Source organism: Psychroserpens sp. Hel_I_66 (genome assembly GCF_000799465.1).
GTDB lineage: Bacteria > Bacteroidota > Bacteroidia > Flavobacteriales > Flavobacteriaceae > Psychroserpens.
Map to the genome: position 1 here is coordinate 494,478 of NZ_JUGU01000001.1, position 25,146 is coordinate 519,623.

The 25,146-nt window shown below is 33.4% G+C and carries 25 protein-coding genes; 10 read left to right on the top strand and 15 right to left on the bottom strand.

All coding sequences use genetic code 11. The annotated features are described in order from the left end of the window. The gene (locus GQ40_RS02345; protein WP_047545403.1) at window positions 1-963 is read left to right on the top strand and encodes a lipid A deacylase LpxR family protein; all 963 of its coding nucleotides are present in this window, start codon (window positions 1-3) and stop codon (window positions 961-963) included. Here the strand turns inward: GQ40_RS02345 and GQ40_RS02350 are convergent. The 6 genes from GQ40_RS02350 to GQ40_RS02375 form a co-directional block, all read right to left on the bottom strand. Further along, complete coding sequence (locus GQ40_RS02350; RefSeq protein ID WP_231565533.1) at window positions 960-2,702, bottom strand: cytochrome-c peroxidase; 1,743 nt, start codon at window positions 2,700-2,702, stop codon at window positions 960-962. The two genes, GQ40_RS02345 and GQ40_RS02350, sit on opposite strands and share 4 nt — an antisense overlap. Before the next feature lie 178 nt (window positions 2,703-2,880). Beyond that, window positions 2,881-4,431: a hypothetical protein gene (locus GQ40_RS02355; protein ID WP_047545407.1), complete on the bottom strand. Its 1,551-nt coding sequence runs from the start codon at window positions 4,429-4,431 to the stop codon at window positions 2,881-2,883. Window positions 4,432-4,832: 401 nt separating this feature from the next. Then, window positions 4,833-5,150 (bottom strand): divalent cation tolerance protein CutA, encoded by a 318-nt coding sequence (locus GQ40_RS02360; protein WP_047545408.1) that lies wholly within the window; start codon window positions 5,148-5,150, stop codon window positions 4,833-4,835. Between the two features lie 57 nt (window positions 5,151-5,207). After that, entirely contained in the window at window positions 5,208-7,478 is a 2,271-nt protein-coding gene (locus tag GQ40_RS02365) for a TonB-dependent receptor plug domain-containing protein (protein WP_052184118.1), read from the bottom strand. A 37-nt stretch (window positions 7,479-7,515) separates the two neighbouring features. Next, window positions 7,516-8,412, bottom strand: coding sequence for a FecR family protein (locus GQ40_RS02370; protein WP_047545410.1), 897 nt, complete (start codon window positions 8,410-8,412; stop codon window positions 7,516-7,518). A 71-nt stretch (window positions 8,413-8,483) separates the two neighbouring features. Continuing rightward, on the bottom strand, window positions 8,484-8,999 hold the full coding sequence (locus tag GQ40_RS02375; RefSeq protein ID WP_197052646.1) for an RNA polymerase sigma factor: 516 nt from the start codon (window positions 8,997-8,999) through the stop codon (window positions 8,484-8,486). Window positions 9,000-9,288: 289 nt separating this feature from the next. Here GQ40_RS02375 and ffh point away from each other — a divergent pair, with 289 nt between their 5' ends. From ffh to GQ40_RS02390, 3 genes are all read left to right on the top strand, one after another. Then, window positions 9,289-10,617 carry a signal recognition particle protein gene (ffh, locus tag GQ40_RS02380; RefSeq protein ID WP_047545413.1) on the top strand — a complete coding sequence of 443 codons (1,329 nt, stop codon included), beginning with the start codon at window positions 9,289-9,291 and terminating at the stop codon, window positions 10,615-10,617. A gap of 106 nt (window positions 10,618-10,723) precedes the next feature. Beyond that, on the top strand, window positions 10,724-11,599 hold the full coding sequence (locus GQ40_RS02385) for a bifunctional 5,10-methylenetetrahydrofolate dehydrogenase/5,10-methenyltetrahydrofolate cyclohydrolase (protein ID WP_047545415.1): 876 nt from the start codon (window positions 10,724-10,726) through the stop codon (window positions 11,597-11,599). A gap of 59 nt (window positions 11,600-11,658) precedes the next feature. Continuing rightward, complete coding sequence (locus GQ40_RS02390; RefSeq protein WP_052184119.1) at window positions 11,659-12,378, top strand: TIGR02206 family membrane protein; 720 nt, start codon at window positions 11,659-11,661, stop codon at window positions 12,376-12,378. Here GQ40_RS02390 and GQ40_RS02395 read toward each other — a convergent pair. From GQ40_RS02395 to GQ40_RS02430, 8 genes are all read right to left on the bottom strand, one after another. Then, window positions 12,364-12,789, bottom strand: coding sequence for a VOC family protein (locus GQ40_RS02395; protein ID WP_047545418.1), 426 nt, complete (start codon window positions 12,787-12,789; stop codon window positions 12,364-12,366). The genes GQ40_RS02390 and GQ40_RS02395 overlap by 15 nt on opposite strands. A gap of 6 nt (window positions 12,790-12,795) precedes the next feature. Then, on the bottom strand, window positions 12,796-12,981 hold the full coding sequence (locus tag GQ40_RS02400) for a hypothetical protein (protein WP_047545420.1): 186 nt from the start codon (window positions 12,979-12,981) through the stop codon (window positions 12,796-12,798). Between the two features lie 93 nt (window positions 12,982-13,074). Next, window positions 13,075-13,824 (bottom strand): pseudouridine synthase, encoded by a 750-nt coding sequence (locus GQ40_RS02405; RefSeq protein WP_047545422.1) that lies wholly within the window; start codon window positions 13,822-13,824, stop codon window positions 13,075-13,077. 17 nt (window positions 13,825-13,841) lie between these two features. Further along, window positions 13,842-14,669 carry an alpha/beta fold hydrolase gene (locus tag GQ40_RS02410; RefSeq protein WP_047545424.1) on the bottom strand — a complete coding sequence of 276 codons (828 nt, stop codon included), beginning with the start codon at window positions 14,667-14,669 and terminating at the stop codon, window positions 13,842-13,844. Beyond that, window positions 14,670-15,038 carry a cupin domain-containing protein gene (locus GQ40_RS02415; protein WP_047551312.1) on the bottom strand — a complete coding sequence of 123 codons (369 nt, stop codon included), beginning with the start codon at window positions 15,036-15,038 and terminating at the stop codon, window positions 14,670-14,672. 18 nt (window positions 15,039-15,056) lie between these two features. After that, on the bottom strand, window positions 15,057-16,028 hold the full coding sequence (locus GQ40_RS02420) for a YitT family protein (RefSeq protein ID WP_047545426.1): 972 nt from the start codon (window positions 16,026-16,028) through the stop codon (window positions 15,057-15,059). Window positions 16,029-16,124: 96 nt separating this feature from the next. Next, complete coding sequence (locus GQ40_RS02425; RefSeq protein ID WP_047545428.1) at window positions 16,125-16,682, bottom strand: hypothetical protein; 558 nt, start codon at window positions 16,680-16,682, stop codon at window positions 16,125-16,127. A 24-nt stretch (window positions 16,683-16,706) separates the two neighbouring features. Beyond that, entirely contained in the window at window positions 16,707-18,245 is a 1,539-nt protein-coding gene (locus tag GQ40_RS02430; protein ID WP_047545432.1) for a helicase HerA-like domain-containing protein, read from the bottom strand. Window positions 18,246-18,301: 56 nt separating this feature from the next. On the opposite strand from GQ40_RS02430, the gene GQ40_RS02435 reads away from it, so the two are divergent. From GQ40_RS02435 to GQ40_RS02455, 5 genes are all read left to right on the top strand, one after another. Continuing rightward, window positions 18,302-18,748: a RidA family protein gene (locus GQ40_RS02435; protein ID WP_047545433.1), complete on the top strand. Its 447-nt coding sequence runs from the start codon at window positions 18,302-18,304 to the stop codon at window positions 18,746-18,748. Between the two features lie 53 nt (window positions 18,749-18,801). After that, complete coding sequence (locus GQ40_RS02440; RefSeq protein ID WP_047545434.1) at window positions 18,802-19,434, top strand: 7-carboxy-7-deazaguanine synthase QueE; 633 nt, start codon at window positions 18,802-18,804, stop codon at window positions 19,432-19,434. Between the two features lie 307 nt (window positions 19,435-19,741). Further along, window positions 19,742-20,545, top strand: coding sequence for a bacteriorhodopsin (locus GQ40_RS02445; RefSeq protein ID WP_052184120.1), 804 nt, complete (start codon window positions 19,742-19,744; stop codon window positions 20,543-20,545). Window positions 20,546-20,548: 3 nt separating this feature from the next. Next, entirely contained in the window at window positions 20,549-21,646 is a 1,098-nt protein-coding gene (locus GQ40_RS02450) for a DUF2254 family protein (RefSeq protein WP_081990161.1), read from the top strand. A 24-nt stretch (window positions 21,647-21,670) separates the two neighbouring features. Then, on the top strand, window positions 21,671-22,558 hold the full coding sequence (locus GQ40_RS02455) for a Brp/Blh family beta-carotene 15,15'-dioxygenase (protein WP_231565534.1): 888 nt from the start codon (window positions 21,671-21,673) through the stop codon (window positions 22,556-22,558). 60 nt (window positions 22,559-22,618) lie between these two features. Here the strand turns inward: GQ40_RS02455 and GQ40_RS02460 are convergent, their stop codons facing one another. Next, window positions 22,619-23,164 (bottom strand): DUF2911 domain-containing protein, encoded by a 546-nt coding sequence (locus GQ40_RS02460; RefSeq protein ID WP_047545439.1) that lies wholly within the window; start codon window positions 23,162-23,164, stop codon window positions 22,619-22,621. 262 nt (window positions 23,165-23,426) lie between these two features. Here GQ40_RS02460 and asnB point away from each other — a divergent pair, with 262 nt between their 5' ends. Continuing rightward, a complete protein-coding gene (gene asnB, locus GQ40_RS02465) occupies window positions 23,427-25,097 on the top strand; it encodes an asparagine synthase B (RefSeq protein WP_047545441.1) in 1,671 nt (556 codons plus the stop codon). The last annotated feature ends 49 nt before the right edge of the window (window positions 25,098-25,146 follow it).

The following is a 25,146-nucleotide window of genomic DNA, read 5'->3' on the forward strand; positions in this document are numbered from 1 at the left end:
ATGAGCAAAACATCCAGAATTTTAATTTTCTTCTTCTTGATATTTAATTTATCAAATGCACAAAAAATAGATAATCTCATCTCATTTAGAGCTATTGAGAGCGAAAGCTATTTTAGGTTTAATTATGATAATGATTATTTTGCTGCCAGTGATAAAAATTATACACAAGGTTATAGCCTAGAGTTTGGTTCTCCTTTATTTGAGAAAAATCCTTTAAACCCTATATTGCTAAAACCAGAAAATTTTAAATATAAATACGGTTTGGCAATTGAGCATATTGGTTTTACACCAGATGATTACGAGCTCCCAGAAATTCAATTTGGAGATAGGCCCTTTGCTGCAGCAATAATGCTCAAAAGCTCTTTAACTGCTATTAATTCTGAAAAAAGACTGAGAGTACACTCTTCATTAAATTTAGGGTTGATTGGTCCAGGTGCTTTTGGAGAGGAAATGCAAGTGGGAATTCATAAAGCCACTGGTAATAAAACGCCAAGAGGCTGGAGACATCAAATTAAAAATGATCTTGTTTTAAATTATAACGTTGGTATTGAAAAGCAAATTTTAGAAGTTGATAACCTCTTAACGTTACAGGCACAATCTAATCTAAACATTGGTACTTTGTTTACGAATCTTTCGGTTGGGTCAAATTTGGTTTTAGGACGGTTCCATAATTCATTTTCTTCGGAAGAAAAAAATAAAAATTTTCAAATCTATACCTATGCACAACCTGTAGTTAGTGTTGTGGGTTATGATGCGACGCTACAAGGTGGTTTGTTAAATAGGCAAAGTCCTTATACGATTGCTTCGAGTGATGTTGAGCGTTTCACGTTTCAGTTTAATTATGGTGTAGTTATTCAGACCAAAACACTTTTTTTTGAATATACGAGATCTACCATCACCAAAGAATTTAGTACGGGAGATACCGCGAAATGGGGCGGAATTAGAATAGGGTTTACGTTTTAGTAAGTTCGTTCAATTTGCGTATCAGATAATGTTTTTAGATAGGCTATAATGGCTTGCTGCTCGCCAATAGTTAGGTTTAGCTCATCAAACGGAAGTGTTTGGTGCTTTAGATCAAATCCCATGCCTCCACCACCTCCAAGGTTGTAAAATTCCATAACTTGCTCTAAGGTTTGGTAAACACCATTGTGCATGTAAGGTGCGGTTAACGCAGCGTTTCTCACCGTTGGGGTTTTGAACATTCCATAATGTAGTGCTTCATCAAATTTCCAGTAATATCCTAAATCGTCGTCAAGTTGTTTGTTGCTCGTGGTTTCTGGAACACCAATGACCTCTTTTTCATGTTCACTGAAAAAAGGAGGTACTGTACCGCTTGTTAGTGGCATAAAATGACAAGTTGCACAAAGGGCTTTACCCATAAAAAGATTAAAACCTAATTTTTCTTCGGAAGTAAATGTGTCTTCTTCACCTCTTATATTGCGGTCAAATTTAGAATTGAATGCGTTTAATGTTGAAATGTAAGATGAAATTGCTCTAATAGCGTCTTTGTTGCTGTTTGAGTTTTTTCCGAAGGCATCCTTAAATTGATTTATATACGTTGAGTCCTTTAAAAGCTCTTCTGAAAACTCATGTACATTTGTATTGAATTCCTTATTGTTGGTAAATACCGAAGATACTTGGTCGAGAATCGTTTGAGAACGACCGTCCCAAAAGAAACTCTGCTGAAAAGCTACATTTATAAGAGTAGGTGTATTGCGTTTTAATTCGTGATTACTGTTATCCATATTAACCACCAAACCATTTGCATAGGCTTTCTCCGGGACATGGCAAGTAGCGCAAGCCATCGTACCGTTTGCAGAAAGGTTTTTATCAAAAAACAACTTTTCTCCAAGAGCTATCTGTTTTTCTGTTGGGTTTTTATTGATGTTTGGTGTGAAATAATTGAGATTAAAGGAGTTGTTCTCAAAAAATGTTGGCGCATCATAATTAAAAGGTTGGGTATTTACAGGTTCCCAAAGCTCACTGGTTTTACGAATATTGACCCAATTTCTTGTGATTGGATTCATGAAGTCTCGGGTAAATGTAAAGCGGTCAAACGTATTGAAATCTTCATTTTCTTTTATAAAACCTATTGCATTTGTAATATTGTTTATGAATTCTTTGTGAAGTTGAGGTGATGTATCTTCAATAATATGTGAAATACTATTGTTATAAACCATTTTCAAACTTTCTAAGGAAATAGCAGTTTCTTCTAAGCCTAAATGACTTACAGGTGTATCAAAACCAGAGATTGCCAAACTTACAATTCTAAATAATTGTTGATGTGTTGCTATAAAAAAGCGCTGTGCATTAAGCTCACGTTTTTCTATGTTTTTTTTAAGATTATTTAAAAGTCCGTTAGTGACATAGATTTCATTGTCAAAATCTTCTTGAGATGTTTCTTGTTCGTAAATACTCTCTTCTAATTTTTGGAGTCCTACCGGTTTTAGGACTTTACCGTTATCGTCTTTATAAACTGGAAGCGCAGGTCCATTAACGCGATGCCCAACTTCTGGATTTAGGTAAGACGCATAAGGCTCTGCCATTTTAAAATGCTCTCTGGTTTTTGCAAAATAATATTTTGATTTGTTGCCTTTAACACCTTCTGTCTTTAAACTGTCTAAATATGTGATAGAGGTATTTAAATGCTCTAAATAAAAATTGTGGGCAAATTCCCAATTGGATTTTGGAATACTTACCATAGCTTTTTCCTCATTTTTACAAGAAAATATGCAGAGAACTAAAAATGAAAATAAGAGACAACGTAAATGCATATGATTGGCGTTTTAAAAGAATATTTTTAATGAAATTGAATAATAACAAACGGAATCAAAACTTGAGGTTTCGATTCCGTTTTTTGAATTTATATTTGTGAACTACTTATCTAGGAAGTCCTTTTAGTATTACAATTTGTGATGCTTGATCATCTTCATAAGTTGAATTGATATGACCATCTAATCCACTAAAACTGCTACTTCTCCAATAGTGAGGTTGTAATGCTAAGATAAATGTATTGGGAACGCCTACCTTGTCTGATATATCTACTAATGAACCAAATTCACCGCTTAGACCAGTACTAAAATCTTCAGCTAGATCTTGACGAACTATTAACTCTAGAACCTTTTGTGGATTATTGCCATTCAAATCAGATTGGTAAATCTGTGCAGCATGACCTCTGCTAAAAGAATTTGGATCTTCTTGGATGTAAACAAAGTTTTCTGTCACACAAATATTATCTGGACTTTGTAGTTGAGACATATTACCGTCCATATTATTGGTGTCTGTATTACCGCTTATGATTTGAGTTAATGTTCCTTCTAAAGGATTACTAGCATCTAGCTCTAACTTATAAACAGTTCCCCAATCATTATAAGTCCCTTGTCCTGGACCACGACCTGTAACTGCAAAATATACGTTTCTACCATTTGCATCACTACCTTTTTGGTAATCTACATCTTCAACTCTCATAAATTGAGAAGCGAATACGTTTGTACAAGCAGTTTCCATTTCATTTTTTGTTAAAGAACTTCCGTTAGGGATTTCAACAAATTCTACGTCATAAGACGCTTGAAAATCTAAGGAACTTTCATTATAAACCGTATTTGGTACTACATCTGCTGTCCCGCCAGTGCCATTAGAAACTTGCTTAAAACGTAATACATAAATGCTTCCTCCTGTTAAATCTGCATCACCACTTTGTGAATAGTACATTGAAACTTGGCCTTCAGATCCGCTGGAATCATCATCACCACCAATTATTACTGTACTGCCAGCATATGCGCCTTGAGGTAAAGGTGTTGCGTTTTCCCATGAAAATTCTCCCAACGCATCTAGACCAAAATCTGCTGTTGGAGTAGGAGTTGCAACTCTTGGGTCTATACCTTTTACATCGTAATTTATACTTTCTGAAGCAGATAAGAATATGTCTTGAGATCCACCATGTATCTCTGCCTCAAACATTGTTCCTGAACACTGTCTTGCAAAATCTGCAACACCAGAATTTAACAAATAGTCACCAGCAATAGGCATTAAATTCTCATCTAAACGTATTCTTGAAACTGCATAACTGTCTTCACAGTTAACAACATAAATGTACTCATCGCCATCTTTTAAAAATCCTGCACCATCTGCAGATCCAGCTAATTGAAAATTACCATCTATAACATCTGGAGTACTAATAATTGAATAGGCATTAACAAAATTAAATTGTGGTGCAATCGCTACTAAAGGCTCAAATGAAGATTTGTTTGAGAACATTGTTGCCTCTGGCACAAAATCATTTCCGTCTTCACCGTCCTCGCCATCTTGACCATCGACGCCATCAATACCGTCTGTGCCATCACGACCATCTTCTGCTTCGCAAGCAGTAGCAAAAATCCCTAAAAAGGAAAGCATTAAAATCTTAAAAAAAAGTGTTCTAAAAGTTGTCATATTTTTTGTGATTATTTGGTTAATCTGTTTGACGCAAATTTAGAATCGAACATTGCAAAGACTGTTATCTTAAAAAGGTGTTTGGATTAAGATATCTTTAATGTAATGTTAAGGTGTTAAGTCAACGTGAATAATTAGAATTAATCAAAATAGACATTTAAAACTGTTTATTATAGACAGTAACTTAGCTCATCAAGCCTAAATGAATACATTTTATTTTTAGACTTTCTTCAAGAATGTTCTTTAAAAGTTAACTTAGGTTTAAGTTAAAGTTTCTCTGTAATAGTAATTGATATTTAAAATCTGTAACTAATTGATTTTTAAATTCCGAAGAAATAAGAATTTTTTTTTGAAATTCTCCAATAGAAAATATTAGTCCTTTTAGTTATGTACGTGTAATTTTAAATTTTTGCAGTCTCACTAATGACATCCTGTGTTTGAATTTCGTCCATATATACTATGGGTACTGCGTAAATAATGGGTGTGTCTTTTGGATAGTGAACTCTAATTAGTTTATTGATTGTGTTGAATAATAGAGCTTTGGTCACGCCAACAATTAACACTTCATCTACGTTTGTTAATTTGCCTTCTTGGTTAGGAAGTCGACCTACAACTTCTTTTAATATGTATTCATTGACTACAAGCCCATGCTCATGAAGTAAATCGGTAATTCTATTGGCTTGGTCTTCATTTTTGGTGATAATATTCAATTGAATCATGATGATATGCTTTAGATTTATTACACTAAAGATACTATAAGAATAGTATTCTTGAATTTAAAATTGCAATCTAAAACTAACATTTGGTGTTATGCCAAGCGCAAAATTATTTACTGTGACAATCTCGCCTTCGTTATTTTGTATATAATAGGTATTGATGATATTTTTTTTGTCAAGCAAATTCCAAATGGATGCACCGATTGAAGCATTTATTTTATTGCTGAATTTTAGTTTATAGGTTGCTGAAAGATCTGTTCTAAAATAATCGCTCAAAGAATTTTGATTTGGTGAGCCATATTCTATTTGCGTATTTGTAAGATCCTGTATTTCTAAAGGTATAGTTTGAGGTTTTCCAGAATGCCAATTAAAACCTAATGCAAGATTTAAATTATCAACATCATAGGTTCCCGCAAATGTAACAGCGTGGGTAACATCTATATTATTAGGAAACGGGTTACCGTCATTAAAATCATCAAAGACATAATCATTTTTACTAAACGAATAACTCACCCAGGTACTAAAATCACTAAATTGCTTATTGATTAAAAAATCTATGCCCTTAACTTGAAATTTACCGATAGCTTCTACAAATTGATATTGATTTTGAAACCCTTGGCTCTGTGATGTTATGCCCTCAACATCCTTTATAAACGCCTCAATACTAATTAACAATTTATTCTTGTTATAGTGAATGCCTGCTGCTGCTTGGACACTTTTTATAATTGGGATGTTGTCGTTATTGGATAAAATCCATCGTCGCTTTTCAATCCCTAAAAAATCGTTTTGAAGGTCAATAATCTGTGAGGTGGTTTGACTTTTCAATTCTGCTAAAAACTCTAACCTAAAATCGTTATCTAATTTATGGCTTAACGATAGTCTTGGCTCTGTAAAAAACTCGGAAAATTTTTCAATAAAATTAGTTCTCAATCCAATTCTAGCATAGGTGTTTTTGTTGGCTGAGGTAAATTCGGCTTCACCATAAATAGAATGTGTGCGTACAACCTCTTTAATAAACTGCTCTGTGTTTGGGTTATCTGTGCTTTCAGCATTACTTATAATGACTTCACTAAATTGATAACCTCCATGGATTTTTAAATTATTGTCAATATGGTTTGTGGCATTAATTTTTATACCCAAATCGTTAACTTGATTGTCTTGATCTATACGCTGGTCATTAGCAATATTATAATTGGTGGCTTGTAAATCGTAGCTAGTGTAATAAAACTGAGCGGTTGTGGTGAGTTTACTGTTCCAGTATTTTAAATACTCAAAACCTGTGGCAAAATTATTTTGCTCTAACTCGTTTTGTAAAGGTGTTTCAATGTCATCATTAGCTCGTTGGTCATATGTTAGTCTATTGTTTATGGTCAAAAAATTGAATCTAAATTGATCTTGGTCTGTAATATCGTACAGAAATTTGGTAGCAATATCATAAAAGTAAAAACGCTCGTTATTTGATATCACTTCGGAATTTTCCTCTTGTACATTAGAAAAATCACTATCCTGAAACACACGTTGCAAATACTGGTCGTAGGTTGGCGTGAAAATCAAATCGGAAACAGAACGTCTCGCAGATATTTGGATTTCCGCTTTGTCATCTAAGGGGACTTTTGCAAAACCATCTGTATGAATAAGGTCAAAACCAATACCAGCTTTAAAGTCTTGGTCTAAACTATTGGAGAGTTGCATGTCAATTACACTAGAGACACCATCCCCAAATTTAACGCTCGTACCATTTTTTGAAACATTGACTTCTTTAGTAAGATAAGGATTGAAGGCAGAAACCAAACCGAAAAAATGTCCCGATTGATACATTTTTATTCCGTCCCAGAGAATCAGGTTTTGATCGTGCGTGCCACCACGAACATTGATATTTGATACAAGTTCATCAACACTCATTACTCCCGGTAACGCTTGGATACTTTGTAAAACGTCTGGTTCTAAAAGACCTGGAAGAATGCCAAAATCTTCAGTTTTAATATTTATTTTACCATCACTCTTTTTTGAAATTCCTTTTGTCAAGAAATTAGTGATAACCACTTCTTCTAATTTTTGCGTTATAAAATTACTAAATGGGTTGCTGCGTTTTGAGATTACAACACTATTATTCGTTAATAAAATGAAATCCAAGTTGGTTTCAGATTTTAAGAACTCTAAACTTTCTTCTAGAGTTAAATTCTCATCAGGCTGAAGTGCAGATTTGTCTTCAATAGTTTGGTCTAAATAGGTGAAATTGACAGAGAACCTAAGTTGTAACTGTGTGAGAATTTCTGAAAGCGGAAGTTTGTTTTTTAAATTTGATTGCGCAAAAACACAATTTAAATTCAAAAATAAACAAATTATAAAAAGATAGAATACACCTTTTCTATTCACGTTCTAGTCTAATGATATTACCCGTTTTACTATACTTTAATTGTAAAGGTAAAGTAATGGATTTTAGGGCAATTTCAATATCATTATGCGTAAAACTTCCAGTAAAATTTTGAGAATCGTCAATATTTTTGAATTTGATATCAACTTTATATTGTCTTTCAAATTCTTTAATGACATGTTTATAAGGTATACTCCTAAAAGTACTCTTGTGATCTAGCCAAGATGGGTTTGGTGACGTTTCTTTTTCCGTAGAAATAAATTTCCCATCAATAATTAAAAACGAATCTCCAGGTAGTAGCGTGGTTTCCGTTGTCTTTGTATTTACAGCAACTTTACCTTCGTAACAAGTTACTTCAAAATAGTCATGTCGTTGCTTTACATTAAATTGAGTACCAAGAACGGTAACAGTTCCTAAATGGGTTATTACGTTAAATGTTTTTCCTTTGGCAACCTTAAAAAATGCTTCACCATTTAAATTGATATCACGACTGTCATTCCAATTAAATTCATTAAACGAAAGTGTTGACATGGCGTTTAATTTTACTTCGGAAGCATCTGGCAATACCATAGTTTTTTGCTGCGAAACAATAGTACTGGTCGTTGTGTCAAGTGTGGTGGTGTAGAAATAAATCCCAAAACCAATCATGAGAATAGCAGCGATTTTTGATAAAACTGAAATTAATTTTCCAGAGCTACGTTTTTTAGATTCAATAGATTTTAAAACCTGATCAAAAACCTTGTCTTCATCCATTTTATATGATTGAAATCCAGCAAGTTCCTGGTCTAATTTTATCAAACTAGGGTAGTCTTCAAGCTTTTTAAAAGCTTCAAGTTCTGTAGGATTTAGGTTATGGTCTAACCATTTTTGTATGAGGTCTTCTTTATTCATTATATTCTATTCAACCATATAACAGTTGGATTTTAAAAATCCCTACCCTTATTTAATTTTCAATTTCAGTATTAAAGTTCATCAATATCTTTTCTCAATTTTTTTAATGCACCGTAAATACGTTTTTCTACTGCTTTTGTAGAGATATCAAGTAATTCTGCAATTTCCTTAAATCGTTTTCCTTCAACTCTGTTCATTAAAAAAGCAACACGTTGTGCTTCGGTTAGTCCAGCGATTGCTTTTTCTAATTTGGCTTTGTATTCTTTTTCTTGAAGTAGAAATTCTGGATTAATATTAGTGCTGTTTTTTGGTATAATCTTGCGATGCTTTAATACCACCTTTTGGTGTGCATACTCATTGAGCATGAGATTGTTTGCAGTAGTAAATAAAAAGCTTTTGGCTTTATTCTGAGAAACTTTAGCACAATTCTCCCACAATTTTACGAAAGCTTCCTGCATTTTATCTTGCGGGTTTAATTGACTTCCGAATTTATAATATAGAAAATCATGAAGATCTTTGGAGTATTTCCTAAAAATTGAGGAGAACAATCGTTCTTCACAAATATGGTCTGTAAGCGGTTTAGACATTTTTATTTTTGGTTGTGGCTAAGTTAGGAAAATGAATTTGAAATCAAACTTGAATACTATTTTGAACTTTAATTTTTTTTAAGGGTAGGAGTTTTAGGTATTTAACTGTTTTATTAAAAATATTAATAATTGTTAATTATAATTAACTGTTAGTTTTTAGTTTTTAGTTGGTTAAAAAGGATTGTTGGTCATAGCAATCCTTTTCTCTATTTATACCTTAAATTCTTATTTTAACTTTATAAATACAACACAAATCGCTAAATTTGCATCTTTAAATTTATAGAAGATTATGTTTAATAATTTAAGTGAAAAGTTAGATAAAGCGCTACACGTCTTAAAAGGACACGGTAGTATTACAGAAGTTAATGTTGCAGAAACCTTAAAAGAAGTAAGAAGAGCGCTTTTAGATGCCGATGTTAACTTTAAAATCGCGAAAGAATTTACCAATAGGGTTAAGGAAAAAGCCTTAGGTCAAAATGTATTGACTAGTTTACAACCAGGCCAATTAATGGTAAAACTTGTAAAGGACGAGTTGACAGAATTAATGGGTGGAGATGCAGAAGGAATAAACCTTTCTGGAAACCCAAGTGTGATTTTAATGTCTGGTTTACAAGGTTCTGGTAAAACAACCTTTTCTGGTAAATTAGCCAATTACTTAAAAAATAAAAAAACAAAGAAACCTTTATTGGTAGCCTGTGATGTATATCGTCCAGCTGCAATTGATCAATTGCATGTTGTTGGAGATCAATTAAAAATCGATGTGTATAGCGATAAAGGAAACAATGATCCAGTTGCCATTGCTCAGGCAGGTATTGCACATGCAAAAGCAAACGGACATAATGTTGTTATTATTGATACCGCAGGTCGTTTGGCAGTAGACCAAGCGATGATGGACGAAATATCTAATATCCATAAAGCGATACAACCTCAAGAGACATTGTTTGTTGTGGATTCCATGACAGGTCAAGATGCAGTGAATACTGCAAAAGCCTTCAATGATATCTTAAATTTTGACGGTGTTATTCTTACTAAATTAGATGGTGATACACGAGGTGGAGCAGCAATTTCCATTAAATCTGTAGTCAATAAACCAATTAAATTTATTGGTACAGGTGAAAAGATGGAAGCTATTGATGTCTTCTATCCTTCACGTATGGCAGATCGTATTCTTGGAATGGGTGATGTTGTATCTTTAGTTGAAAGAGCGCAAGAGCAGTATGATGAGGAGGAAGCTCGTAAGATTCAGAAGAAAATTGCCAAGAACCAATTTGGGTTTGATGATTTCTTGAAGCAAATACAGCAGATCAAGAAAATGGGTAACATGAAAGATCTTATCGGTATGATTCCTGGAGCGGGAAAAATGATGAAAGATGTAGATATTGATGATGATGCATTTAAAGGAATTGAGGCAATAATTCATTCAATGACTCCAGATGAAAGATCAAATCCATCTGTTATTAACGCAAGCAGAAAGAAGAGAATTGGTAAAGGATCTGGAACTTCGGTCCAGGAAGTAAATCAGCTATTGAAGCAATTTAACCAGATGAGCAAGATGATGAAAATGATGCAAGGTGGAAAAGGTAAAGCGATGATGCAGGCTATGAAAGGTATGAAGTAATATAGTGACAACTTTCAGTTGGCGCTATGCACTTGACCTTATTAACTAATTATTATATAAATATTAAATACTACAGATTGAGAACTGTAGACTGAAGAACATAAACATGACAATTCTAGACGGAAAAAAAGTTAGCAACGACATAAAGGACGAAATCAAAAAGCAAGTCGATAAGATGAAAGCTAAAGGTGAGAAAGTACCTCATTTAGCTGCGGTTATTGTTGGAAATGATGGTGCTAGTTTAACATACGTTGGTAGCAAAGTTCGTGCATGTGAACGTGTTGGGTTTGAATCTACAATGGTGCGTATGTCAAACACAACGAGCGAAATAGAATTGTTGGATAAAATTGAAGAACTAAACCAAAATGATGATATCGATGGTTTTATCATTCAATTGCCACTGCCTCCTCAAATCAACACTCAAAAGGTACTAATGGCAGTAGATCCAAGCAAGGATGTTGATGGATTTCATCCAGAAAACTTCGGAAAAATGGCTTTAGACATGAGTACATTTATTCCAGCAACACCATTTGGTATTTTAGAACTTATGGATCGTTATGGAGTTGAAACCAAAGGAAAGCATACGGTCGTAATAGGTAGAAGTCATATTGTTGGACGACCAATGAGTATTCTTATGGGACGTAAAGGGTTTCCTGGAAATTCTACGGTCACGCTTACACATAGTCATACAAAAAACATCACTCAAATTACCTCACAAGCAGATATTATTATTTCTGCACTTGGAGTTCCAAACTTTTTAAAAGCCGAAATGGTAAAAGATGGCGTTGTGATTGTAGATGTTGGGATCACCAGAGTGCCAGATGAAGACTCTCCAAAGGGATATGTTATTACCGGTGACGTTGATTTTGAAAATGTGAGCAAAAAGGCAAGTTACATAACACCAGTTCCAGGAGGAGTTGGTCCAATGACGATTGCAATGTTGTTAAAAAACACACTTCTTGCCAGAGAGCAACGTATGTAATTTTGTGAACAATTAAGGCTGGCTAATAATCTGTTGCTTAATTAATTTTATATTGTAGCATGATTACATCAATTGCTACATTAGATCGTGTTTCTATATTAAGTTGGGAACATCTACTCCCTATAGGTTTTGCAGTAGTTTTTGCGATATGTCTAATCAAGTTTGCTACAACTATTTCTTCGGAAAGGCAGCAGCAGGCCATTCATTACTTAGCTATTTTCATTTCAGTTGTTGTCATATCATTTCATATCTATATGATGATCACTACCGATTATGATTTTAGAACAGATTTACCATTATATTTATGTAGTCTCTTAGGTATTTTAATTCCAATCTACACCCATTACCGACGCTACTGGATGTTTGAGATTCTAGTATTTTGGATTATTGCAGGAACGTTACAAGGTGTCATCACTCCAGATATTTCCGAAGGTTTCCCAAGTCTGGATTACTTTAGATATTGGATTGTTCACTTAGGTTTGCTTATAGTTATTTTCTATAACATTTTTGTGTTTAAGCTAAAGCCCAAATTGAGGAGTGTTTTTAAATCTTTTTTAGCTTTACAGGTATACGTTCTTTTGATGATTGGAATCAATTACGTTTTAAAAGCCAATTATTTTTATTTAATTGAGAAACCTAAATCTGCCACATTATTAGATTATTTTGGAGAATGGCCTTATTATATCATTGTCGGGCAATTAATTATAATTCCCTTATTTCTTCTCATTTATTTGCCATTTTACATTTCCGAAGAAAAGAAGAAATCACTTGGCAAATAACTGGGTTTGATCCTTAAATGCTTTAAATTCTAGAGCATTTCCTGCTGGATCCAGAAAAAACATGGTCACTTGTTCTCCGGTTTGACCTTCAAATCTCACGTAAGGTTCGATGATGAAATTTACTTTTTTTAGTCTAAGGTGATCTGCAAAGTCATGAAAATCGCTCCAATTTAAAACAACACCATAATGCGGTACCGGAACAGATTTTCCGTCAACAGGATTGGTATGAAGATCTTCTTGTGATTGTGGTTTGTAATGAATCACAAGTTGATGTCCAAAAAAGTTGAAATCTACCCAATGGTCGCTGCTTCGTCCTTCTTCACAATTGAGAACATCTCTATAAAATGCTCTGCAATCGTCTAAATTATGGACAGGAATCGCAATATGAAATGGAGAAACTTGGTTTGACATAAAAGATTATTCTGCTGGTTTGTCTTTTCTATATTTAAGCATCGAAACTCCTGATATAAAGAAAATACCTCCCAAAATCGCTAATGCCCAAGGGCTTAAGGCTACTAGGTTGTTTCCAAAAATTCCTAAAACCCCCAAAACTAATGAGATCATTCCGCCAATGGTCAATATCAATGCTAAAATTTTAATCATGATTAATTATTATATAGTTAGAAAGCTAAAATATGAAAAATTATGTGTTATTAAATAATTTAAATTGCAATTATTACTTGGTTTTAAACACACTTATTTTCGTTTTTGTTCTTGATAGATTTTGGTCGATGAGGCCAATAAAGCATTAAGTTCTCTAAATTCTTCTTTTGTTAGTTCTCTATATTCTCCAACCGGAACATCGAGAGAGATATTCATAATACGAACACGTTTTAAGGTTTGTACTTCGTAATTTAAATACTCGCACATGCGTCTAATTTGACGGTTTAAACCTTGAGTAAGTATTATGCTGAAGGTGTTAGAATCCAAACGCTTGACTTCGCATTTTTTGGTTGTTCTATCAAGATCTTCTAAATAAATACCTTCAGACATATGCTTAATAAAAGTTTGGGAAATTTGCTTATCTACCGTAACGATATATTCTTTTTCGTGGTTATTGCTGGCACGAAGTATTTTATTTACAATATCTCCATCATCTGTTAAAAGTATGAGTCCTTCACTCGGTTTATCTAATCTGCCAATTGGGAAAATGCGTTTTGGATAATTTATAAAGTCAATGATATTATCTTTTTCTACACGAGTATCTGTGGTACAAACAATGCCTACAGGCTTGTTAAAAGCTAAATACACAAAATCTTGTTTGGTGTTTTCAATGAGTTTACCGTCAACATGAACTTCATCGGTTGGAGTGATTTTAGTTCCCATTTCTGGAATTTCACCATTTATAGTTACGCGTCCTGCCTCAATGAGTTTATCTGCCTCTCTGCGGGAACAGTAGCCAACTTCACTGAGAAATTTGTTGATTCGTTTTAAGTTTTCTGTCATTTGACAAAATTACAAAACTAAGTAGTAATAAAATCTACGATGTGGTTGTTTACTTCTTCAGATCTTAATCCGTGACCAAAACCTTCCGTAGTAATAAGTTTAGACGTTTTGTAAAAGTTTTTAAAATCCTCAGCATCGCTATATGGGATAATTTTATCTCTTTTATCATGAATCAATAACCCTTCAATATCTGAGTTTTCTAAAAACCGAGCTGCATTAAAAAACTCTGGTTTTTTGTTAAAGCGTTCAAACAATAGTGAATTCATTGCATTTGCTACACGATCATTATATGACATCATATTTACATACCTTTCAAATACGCCCAAAAAATTTGAAGGAGCTCCCAATAAAACGAGCTTATTCACTGTTGGGAGTTGATATTTCTTCTGAAAAAAAGCGGTAGACATTCCGCCAACCGAATGCCCAATAACAATATTGGCCTTAAATTTTTTTGCTACGATGTTTATACATTCTGAATATAAGATGGCGTTAAACATCTTTCCGCTAGAATTACCGTGAGCTGGAGCATCCAATGCGACAATATTATAATCTAGTTCTTTAAGTTTTGTGATAAGATCTCTCCATCTAAAACTATTACTTTCCCAGCCATGCGCTAATAACACGGTTTCTTTTTTACCTAACCACCTATAGGTCATTATATTGATGCCTTCGTAATTAATATCTTCTATGAATGCAGTATCTAGAAAGTCCCTTTCAATTTCTTTTAATTTTATTCTACGAGGTTTTGAGAATAGATTTAAAGCGAGTTTCCCTGCAAATCTGGGAGAAATATAGCTTGTTAAATTAATGATTGATCCTATTGTTTTGACTAGAATTTGTTTCATCTACTCTTCTCTGTTTACAAGATCCATAGAAAATGCTGGTGTGCAAATTGCTAAATATTCACACGCCACAGTAAATGGGTTAGAATATTGAACTCTTGTGTTTTTTTCGATTTTTATGGATTGGCCAGCTTCTAAAATGATTGTTTCATCTTCGATGATGAATTGTTTTTTGCCTTTTATAATGTAGGTATATTCATCAAACTCTGGTGTTTGGAAAGGTTCGCTCCAGCCAGCAGGTGCAATCATATGTGCTATACTTATTTTTGAATTTTTATCTGTAGCATTTCCAAAATGTTCTTCTATAAGTTTACCATCAGTGGTGGGAACGACAAAAGGATTTGTTTGTACTTGATATTTTTTTTTGCTCACGTTTTTCAATTTTATAAATTATTTTAGGGGCTTTCTTTTTATTGTTCCACCTCTTAGGTCTTTAACGACATTCATTATGATAAAGGCTTGTTTGTCTATTTTATCAATTTCAGTATTTAATTTTGCTAATTCTAAACGGGTGATGATTATATATATTACAGACTTATCATAATGTGTATTATCATTTTTATAACCTCCTCTTGCAGGATATATTGTGCATGCACGTTCTAGTTTCTCGGTAAGTACTTTTCTAATATCGTCATGAAAATCTGATATAATGGTCACACCAATATATTCTTCAACACCATCAACCACAAAATCTACAGTTTTGGCAGCAGATAAATACGTTAAAATTGCATAAAGCGCAATTTCTACGGATAGTATATAGGCACCAAAAGAAAAGATAATGACATTAATAAGTAAGAGTACATCTCCAATACTAATGCTTAATTTTCTACTTAAATAAATGGCAAGTATTTCTGTGCCATCAATAACACTGCCTCCTCTAATTGCCATTCCAATTCCCAGACCTAGAAAAAAACCTCCAAAGATGGCAATTAGTAATTTGTCTTCAGTAACCACTGGATAATCAACATAATGAACAACTAGAGCTAAAAAAGCGATAGCAATAATGCTTCTTAGTGCAAAGGTTTTATTGATTGTTTTAGTGGCCAATAAAAGAAAAGGAAGGTTCACCAAAATCAATAAAATGCCAAGAGGTAATTTAGTTATGTTTTGGACTAATAGAGAAATACCTGTTGCGCCACCATCTATAAATTGATTGGGAAGCAAGAATCCTTTTAATCCAAAACCAGCAGCAAAAACACCTATAACAATAAAAGCATACTCCTTAATAGTATGGGCCAACTCAACTTCAAGTTTCTTAACAAGTGGATTGATTTCTGATTTTGTTATCGGTTTTGAAGACTTGTTTGCCTCAAGACGCTTTTGCGCAATGTTAACCAGTATTTTAGAAATAAAGGGATTCATAGGTTATACTGGAATTATATTTTGTTCTTTTAGATTAAAACGGAATATTGCCACTTTTCTTAACTGTTATTTTTAGAATTTGTTCCCATCTGTAATTTACCAATGCACAATAAAATATTTTATTTTAGCATTATCTGGTATTTGAACTGCTTCAATATTAAGCGTCATGTCAAATCTCAAATTAGCAGGTAATTCTTTCTTGTCAATAGTAAACGATGCATTTATGTCATTAACAGAAATCACAACAGAGTTGATAAGATTATTGATACTTGAAATTTTGTAAGCATCCTTGATATCCTTAAATGTACTTAACGTAGAAATGCTTTTTTCGGTTTTATATTTTTCACTATAAACTCTAATACTTTCAATTACAGATGTAGAGTCTAATGCTTGTTGAGGAGTGAGACTCAATAATTGTTTTCCATCATTAGAGAAAATATCAATATCAGTGTTTTGACCTGAGAACTCATCACCTCTTACAGACGGTTTTACTATAGAATCATTTGGAAAGGCTAGATCCAAATCCTTAATTTGAGTAGAATCTGTCAAAAGTCCAACATTTTGTTTAGTTATCAAAAATGGATTTTGTTTTTTTTCCGAAGAACAACTTGCTACTGTTAGTGTGACAATGAGAATTAATAAAAGGTTTTTCATAAAGGTTTAAAATAGTTTAAATTTTTATTTGAGCATTTTTGTTAATATACCAAGAACGCTTCGTATTACGGTTGGGCTTGTTAACACTTTAATAAGTGGATTTTGTCTTGTGCTATTGCTTCTTGATCTTGATTCACGCTGTTTGTTTTCTGCTTTTTCTAGAGCCTCTTTTTCTTTTCTTGCTTTTTCCTTAGCTTCTTCTGCTTCAGCAATTTCAATTTTTTTATTGAGCATCTCGTAGGCGCTCTCGCGATCTATTTCTTCATTGTATTTCTTTGCCAGTTTTGATTTGCCCAATAGTTCGCCTAATTCAGAATCTGTCAAAACATCCATTCTGCTCATTGGAGCTCGCATCATTGTTGCAGCCAATGGTGTAGGTTTCCCTTTCTCGTCTAATGCAGAAACTAACGCTTCTCCAATACCTAAAGACGTCAAAACATCTGCAGTATCGTAAAATGCAGTATCAGGATAATTTTGTGCAGTTAGTTTTATGGCTTTTCTGTCTTTTGCGGTAAAAGCTCTTAGGGCGTGCTGTACTTTTAAGCCTAATTGACCCAAAACAGCTTCTGGTACATCGGTTGGATTTTGGGTTACAAAATAAAGACCAACGCCTTTACTACGAATCAATTTCACGATACTTTCAATTTGATTTAGCAAGGCTTTAGACGCTTCATTAAAAATCAAATGTGCCTCATCAATAAATAGTATAAGTTCAGGTCTACCGCTATCGCCTTGTTCAGGAAACGTAGAATATATTTCAGCCAAAAGACTCAACATAAATGTCGAGAATAATTTGGGCTTATCTTGTATATCGGTTAATCTAATAATATTGATATAGCCTCTTCCTTCATTATCAACTCTTAGCAAATCGTCAACTTCAAAGGACGTTTCTCCAAAAAAACGTTCGCCACCTTGCTGCTCGATTTCTACAACTTTTCTAAGTATTGCTCCTGTAGATGCGGTTGAGATTCTTCCGTAGGCATCGCTAAATTCATCTTTGCCTTCTTGGGTAGCGTATTGTAATATTTTTTTGAAATCCTTTAAATCGAGTAGTGGTAGCTTATTGTCATCACAGTATTTGAAAATAACTGCAACAACTCCAGACTGGGTTTCTGTTAAATCTAGAATTCGAGATAACAAAACAGGTCCAAACTCACTAACGGTCGCACGAAGTCTCACACCGTCTTGTTCAGACAATGTCATCACTTCAACAGGAAACGACTTTGGCTCAAAAGGCAATCCAATTTTTTCGTGACGCTCATCAATCTTTGCGTGACCAGGACTTGGTTTTGCCAATCCACTTAAATCACCCTTAATGTCCATTAATAAAACGGGAATTCCTTTTTCGCTCAGATTCTCCGCTAAGACTTGCAGCGTTTTTGTTTTCCCAGTTCCAGTAGCACCAGCAATTAAACCATGTCTGTTCATGGTTTTTAAAGGCACGTTTACAAAGGCATTGGTTAACGTTTCACCGTCCAGCATTGCAGAGCCCAATGTGATGTATTCGCCTTTGTTTGTGTTTCCTTCTGTGATTTCTTTTAAAAAATCGTCGGTTCTACTCATAATTGAAAATTTGCATAAAAATAGTGTAATTTTAAACAAGTATAAAATGTACCAATATGAAAAAAATCTCACTCATTTTTATCTGTATTTTTTTCTTCGGAAACGTATCGTGTGTGGATCGTTCTGTGGAAATCGTCTTCCACAAATCCCACGAACCAAAAAAAGCAGAAGCACCTTTTAGCGATGTAGTTGAGGCCAACGGATTTTTATTTCTTTCAGGGCAAGTAGGCATGAACCACAAATCGAGAACGCTAGTTGAAGGTGGGATAGAAGCAGAAACCAAGCAATGTATAGAAAATATAAAAGCGGTTTTGGAGCATCACGATTCATCTTTGGACAAGGTTGTAAAATGCACGGTGATTTTAAAAGATATCAATGATTTTGGAACTTTCAATGAAATTTACAAAGGCTATTTTCCGAAGAAACCCGCAAGAACTACTTTTGCAGCTTCAGGTTTAGCGGTTGGAGCGCATATTGAAATTGATGTTATTGCTGCAAAGTAAATCTTATCACTAATTACTTTTAACTTATTACTTTTGAACTATCTTTGCACGCTATGACAAGAACAGAACGACAAGAGCTTATAGATAAAGGATTGTTATTGCCTTTGATGGAAGAATTTTATACCATACAAGGTGAAGGATTCCATAAAGGAACTGCTGCCTATTTTGTTAGAATAGGCGGTTGTGATGTAGGCTGCCATTGGTGTGATGTAAAAGAAAGCTGGTTGGCAGAACTACATCCTCCAACAGCTACAGATAAAATTGTTGAAAACGCAGCAAAATATAGTAACACAATAGTTGTTACTGGAGGAGAGCCTCTTACTTGGGATATGGGACCTTTGACAGCGCAATTAAAGGCCAAAGGACTTCAAATACACATAGAGACATCTGGGGCTTATCCCTTAACCGGTATCTGGGATTGGATTTGCTTATCCCCAAAAAAAATGAAGTTGCCAACAGAAGAAGTATATGAGAAAGCTCACGAGCTCAAATGCATCATATACAATAAAGATGACTTTAGATTTGCTGAAGAACAGGCAGCTAAGGTAAATAAAGACTGTATTTTATATTTACAACCCGAGTGGAGCAAGCGTGATAAGGTGGTACCGCAAATTGTAGATTATGTTATGGCAAATCCAAAATGGAAAGTGTCTTTGCAAACGCATAAGTATTTGAATATTCCTTAAGTTCATTATTCAACTCACATAAAATTTTAAATTAAAAGAACCTTTTATTGATAACACTCAGGTTTTTGGTCTATAATAACTGCTTTATGGAAGATGGTTTAATAAATTACTTGTATGTGTAACATATCTAGATTACAGTATCTTATGGATGACACATAGAATTTTAAACTGTTATTAAACATTGTGTTATATTTTTAGTTGATAGAGTTAAATCTTTGATTTTTGGTTGGGTAAATTTGAAAGAAATGCCAAACCTTCAAGAATCGTTTAATAGCGATTTAAAATTAATTTATTAACTAAAAAATCTATGAAAAATATTGAAAATCTTTTTGATTACACCATTGGTCAATTTGAAACTGTTGACCATTTATTAACTATGGGTGTTGGCGCACATTTAGCTGCGTTAGTTTTCTTTTTGGTAATATCGCAGTTAGTTGCACCTAAATATCGAATAGCAACTGCGCTATCTTGTATTGTAATGGTATCTGCTGGTTTAATTTTAGTAAGTCAAGCAGGTATGTGGACTGATGCTTTTGCATTGGAAAATGGTGTATATAAGTTGCAGGATATAACTTTTAACAATGGTTATAGATATGTAAATTGGATGATTACCATACCATGTTTATTAACTCAATTGCTTATAGTGCTTAACTATAATAAAGCACAAATAGTTAAAAAGGCTATTAGTTTAGTGTTACTGGCTTGGGGTATGATTATTACTGGTTACATAGGCCAGCTTTATGAGGTTTCTGATTTAGGTAATCTTTACATTTGGGGAGCAATTAGTACGTTGTTTTTTATTGGTTTGAATTTTATTGTTGGAAAATCGATAGCTGAGCAAAAATCAACTTTAACTCATGGTACTGACAAGACTATTATGAAGGTATTTTGGTTAATGATGTTTGCATGGACATTGTATCCTATTGCATATATGGTACCCGCTTTTATGAATAACGCAGATGGTGTAGTTTTAAGACAGCTTTTGTTTACAGTTGCTGATATTTCATCTAAAGTCATATATGGCTTGATGATAACATATATCGCAATTAGGCAATCTGCGAGTTCTGGATTTATTCCAGCTAGAAAGGCATTAGGCATGGAACCACAATAATTCATGTTCGCTGTTATAAAAAAAATTTTAAAGAGCATAGCGTTAGTACCAATTATACTCGCGCTATGCTTTCTTTTGTTGGCGATTTTATTGATTGTATTTAAAGCATATTCAATTGAAAATTTTGAACATCTTCAAGTTGCAGATAAAGAAGATGCACAATTCGTTTTTGCTTATGTTATAGGAGGTATTTTTACATTGACGATTTTCAGTTATACTATGGTAATGAATGTTCTTAATAGAAATATCAACAATTATTCGCCACGTCTTGTTCCTCTTTTATTATCTGAAAAACATCATCAGATTATTTTAGGCTTTACTTCAGGAACTATAGTTTTTTCAATGGTGTTATCAATATCTACAGTTTCGTCTGGAATAGGGTATCCTGAAATGGGTCCAATTTTAGCAATTGTTTTCTCGATTATCTCGGTATTTCTTTTTATTTATTTTATTCATAGTGTTTCCCAAAGTATACATATTAATCACATTATTCGACAGGTTTTTGATAATACTGAAAAAAATATGGTGAAAAGAGATAGTTTTTATAAAGGTTCCCAATGTGCAAATACTTCAATAGAAACGATCATCTCATATCCTGCAGATAAAGCAGGGAATCTACAAGGATTAGATATTGCAAAATTATTAAAATTAATAAATAAGTTAGATTTCTATATTAGTGTTGAAGCGATCCAAGGTCAATTTGTTTCTAGGGAAGATGTATTATTCAAAAGCAGCGGAGAACTTTCTAATAAAGAAGTTTCCAAAATAAGAAATTGTTTTGCTATTGAAAAAGATGTTGCTTTAGAAGTACCTGATGTTGGATTTCGACATTTGGTTGAAATTGCTGTTAAGGCAATGTCTCCTGCGTTGAATGATCCTGGTACAGCTAAAGATGTATTAGATTATCTATTCCAGTTATTTATAATCCATAAATCGTATAGCTATAATAAGTTCGATGCCATCGAAATTAACCAAAAGGTGGTTGTGAAACATTTATCAACTTCTGAATTGAAGAATCTATGCTACTTAGAATTGCAATATTATTTAAAGGATGATCCTATCTTGTCAAAATATCTGCAACGTGGTTTCTCAAAAATATAACTAAAGATGAGCAATTCGAAAACCTTGAACATTTCCATCTATTTCATAACTTATCTTGTTATAATAATAGGATTTTTTTCAAATTTATCTGATAGCAATCTTTTTCTAAATAAAATATGTATTTTACTAATATTGACGATGGGCTTGATACATGGCTCAAATGATTTGTATTTGCAATCCAAAAGTCATATTATTTCAAAGCTAAAATTGTCCAAAAGAGTGTTTGCCTATTTGATCATTTCTTTAATTTTGGTTTTGGTATTTATATACAAGCCAGCTTTAGCTTTACTGAGTTTCATAATATTTAGCGCGTTTCATTTTGGGGAGCAACAATTATATTTTTTGAAATTGAAAAATAATTTTTTAAGCTATGCACTATATACTAGTTTGGGGTGTCTGATTTTTATTGCACTATTTTTAAACGATTTTAATGAAGTCAAAAAAATTTTTAACTTTTTTCAACTTGAATTATTTGATCAAGAAATTTTTAAAGCAATGGCTGCTTTGTTAATACTTTTGACGAGTAGTTATTTGTTCTCTTTAAATGCAATAAAAGCAATTGAGTTTAAAAAAATGTTAGAGATTTATTTTCAAATGGCAACCTTATTTTTGCTTTTTTATTCAACTAGTTTATTAGCTGCCTTTACATTTTACTTTGTTTTTTGGCATAGTTTACCTTCAATATATAGTCAGATAAACTCTTTGAGGAGAAATGATTCAAATTATAATATCTTCTCTTATATAAGGAATTCATCGGTAGTTTATAGTATAAGTATTATTTCAATAATCTTAATATTTATATTGTCAGCTAATTTTGAATTATTGATGAAAATTTTAATAATTATTTCAGCATCGATCACAATTCCACACATCCTCACAATCTCACAATTTTACAAGGGTAATTCATCTTAGGTAAAAAAAAATCTGACTAATTTAATAGCCAGATTTATAATGTCAGTTTTAAAAAAAACTCTATTTTGTAAAAGGAATAGCAACTCTAGTTTTATCCCATCCTAAATGCATGTGAACTCCATCTTTGGCTTCTGTAAACGTGATACTAAATGCTTCTAAAGATTCTTCACCCTCTGTCACTGGCACAGCTAGTCTGGCAACATCATTTTCTTGCTTGTAAAAATAACTTCCCCAAACATTTAAATCTTTACTTACGATTGCTGTCCATTCTTTTTCTCCAGGAATAACATATAATGTATACGTTCCAGGAGCAATTTTACTATCTCCTAAAGCCATAGTTGTGTAAAGCGTTAATTCTGCAGCTTCATTAGCTCCAGTTCTCCAAACATCACCATTTGGTGCTAATTTTTCTAAGGAGCGACCATTTAATTGAGGTCTGCTATAAACAACTTTGATTAGCTTATTTGCATCTTTGTAACTAGTTGGAAAAGACGCTGCATCCATTGGGCTTTTATCCATTGGTGCAAACTCTTGTGCTTTTACTTGTATTGAAATAAATAGTATAAAAGCCATTGCAATAGTTGAAATAATTGATTTTGTTTTCATGTTTTGTTTTAGTTTTAATGAATTGTTTAAAGATAAACCTCACTGGTCTATTTTACAATGTCTAAAGTCGTAAACTGTTGTTAAAGTTTACAGTATTTAAATAATCTGTAAATTTATAAAGGATTACTATTTCAGTATGATATAAAATTAGGTTTTTTAGTTTTAATTTGTAACCATTAATTGTTTTTATGTTTTATATATGTAATTCTAAACTCATATTTGTCCTATCAAAGTAAAATTAAAAAATTAAAATATATAGATTATGTGCGGAATTGTATGTGCGTTTGAACTAAAACAAAAATCAGATGATTTAAGACCTCAAATTCTTGAAATGGCTAAAAGTATTCGACATAGAGGTCCAGACTGGAGCGGTATTTATAGCGATGAAAAAGCAATATTGGCGCATGAGCGTTTGGCTATCGTTGACCCAGCATCTGGTAAGCAGCCACTTTTTAGTCCTGATAAGAAACTCATATTAGCAGCAAACGGAGAAATTTATAACCATAGAGCATTACGTAAACAATTTCCAGATTATAAGTTTCAGACTGAAAGTGATTGCGAAGTCATTTTAGCCTTGTACCAAGAAAAGGGAGCAGATTTCGTTGATGAAATGAACGGGATCTTTGGATTTGCAATTTACGATACCGAAAAAGATGAATACTTCATTGCTCGCGACCACATGGGAATTATTCCATTATATATCGGTTGGGACCAAAACGGTACTTTTTATGTCGCTTCGGAATTAAAAGCGCTAGAAGGTGTTTGTACAAAAATTGAATTATTTCCTCCAGGTCATTATATGTCAAGCAAAGATGGAAAATTCGTAAAATGGTACGTTCGCGATTGGACAGATTATGACGCTGTAAAAGATAACGAAACAAGTATCGCCGAGGTGAAAAGAGCTTTAGAAGCAGCAGTTCATAGACAATTGATGAGTGATGTGCCATACGGTGTACTCCTTTCAGGCGGATTGGATTCTTCGGTAACCTCTGCAATTGCCAAAAAATATGCGCAAAAGCGTATTGAGAGCGATGATAAGTCTGATGCTTGGTATCCGCAGTTACATTCATTTTCCGTAGGATTGGAAGGGTCTCCAGATTTGGCAGCAGCTCAAAAGGTTGCAGACCATATTGGCACTGTTCACCACGAAATAAAATTTACAATTCAAGAAGGTTTAGATGCGATAAAAGATGTTATCTATAACATAGAGACCTATGATATTACTACGATAAGATCATCAACGCCAATGTATCTAATGGCTCGAGTGATTAAATCTATGGGGATTAAAATGGTATTGTCTGGAGAAGGAGCAGACGAGATTTTTGGTGGCTACCTATACTTTCATAAAGCGCCAAATGCACGTGAATTTCATGAAGAAACCGTTCGTAAACTGGATAAACTGCATATGTACGATTGTTTAAGAGCAAATAAAAGTTTAGCTGCTTGGGGAATTGAAGGACGTGTGCCATTTTTAGATAAAGAATTTATGGACGTTGCCATGAGAATCAATCCTCAGGATAAAATGATCAATGGAGAGCGTATGGAGAAATGGGTAATTCGTAAGGCATTTGAAGACATGTTACCAGAAAGTGTCGCTTGGAGACAAAAAGAGCAATTTAGTGATGGAGTAGGTTACAGTTGGATTGATACTTTAAAAGAGGTCGTTAATAAAGAAGTGACTGATGAGCAAATGGAAAATGCAAAATTCCGTTTTCCAATCCAAACTCCGCAAAACAAAGAAGAGTTTTACTACCGTTCAATATTTGAGGGGCATTTTCCTAGTGATGCAGCAGCAAGGAGTGTGCCTCAAGAAGCAAGTGTGGCTTGCAGTACAGCAACAGCTTTAGAATGGGATGAGGCATTTAAAAACATGAACGAACCCTCAGGAAGAGCAATCTCAAACGTTCACGATAAGGCTTATGCAAAAGCATAAATGATATTCAAAATTTGATTAAATAGAAAAAAAGACCAATGGAGACATT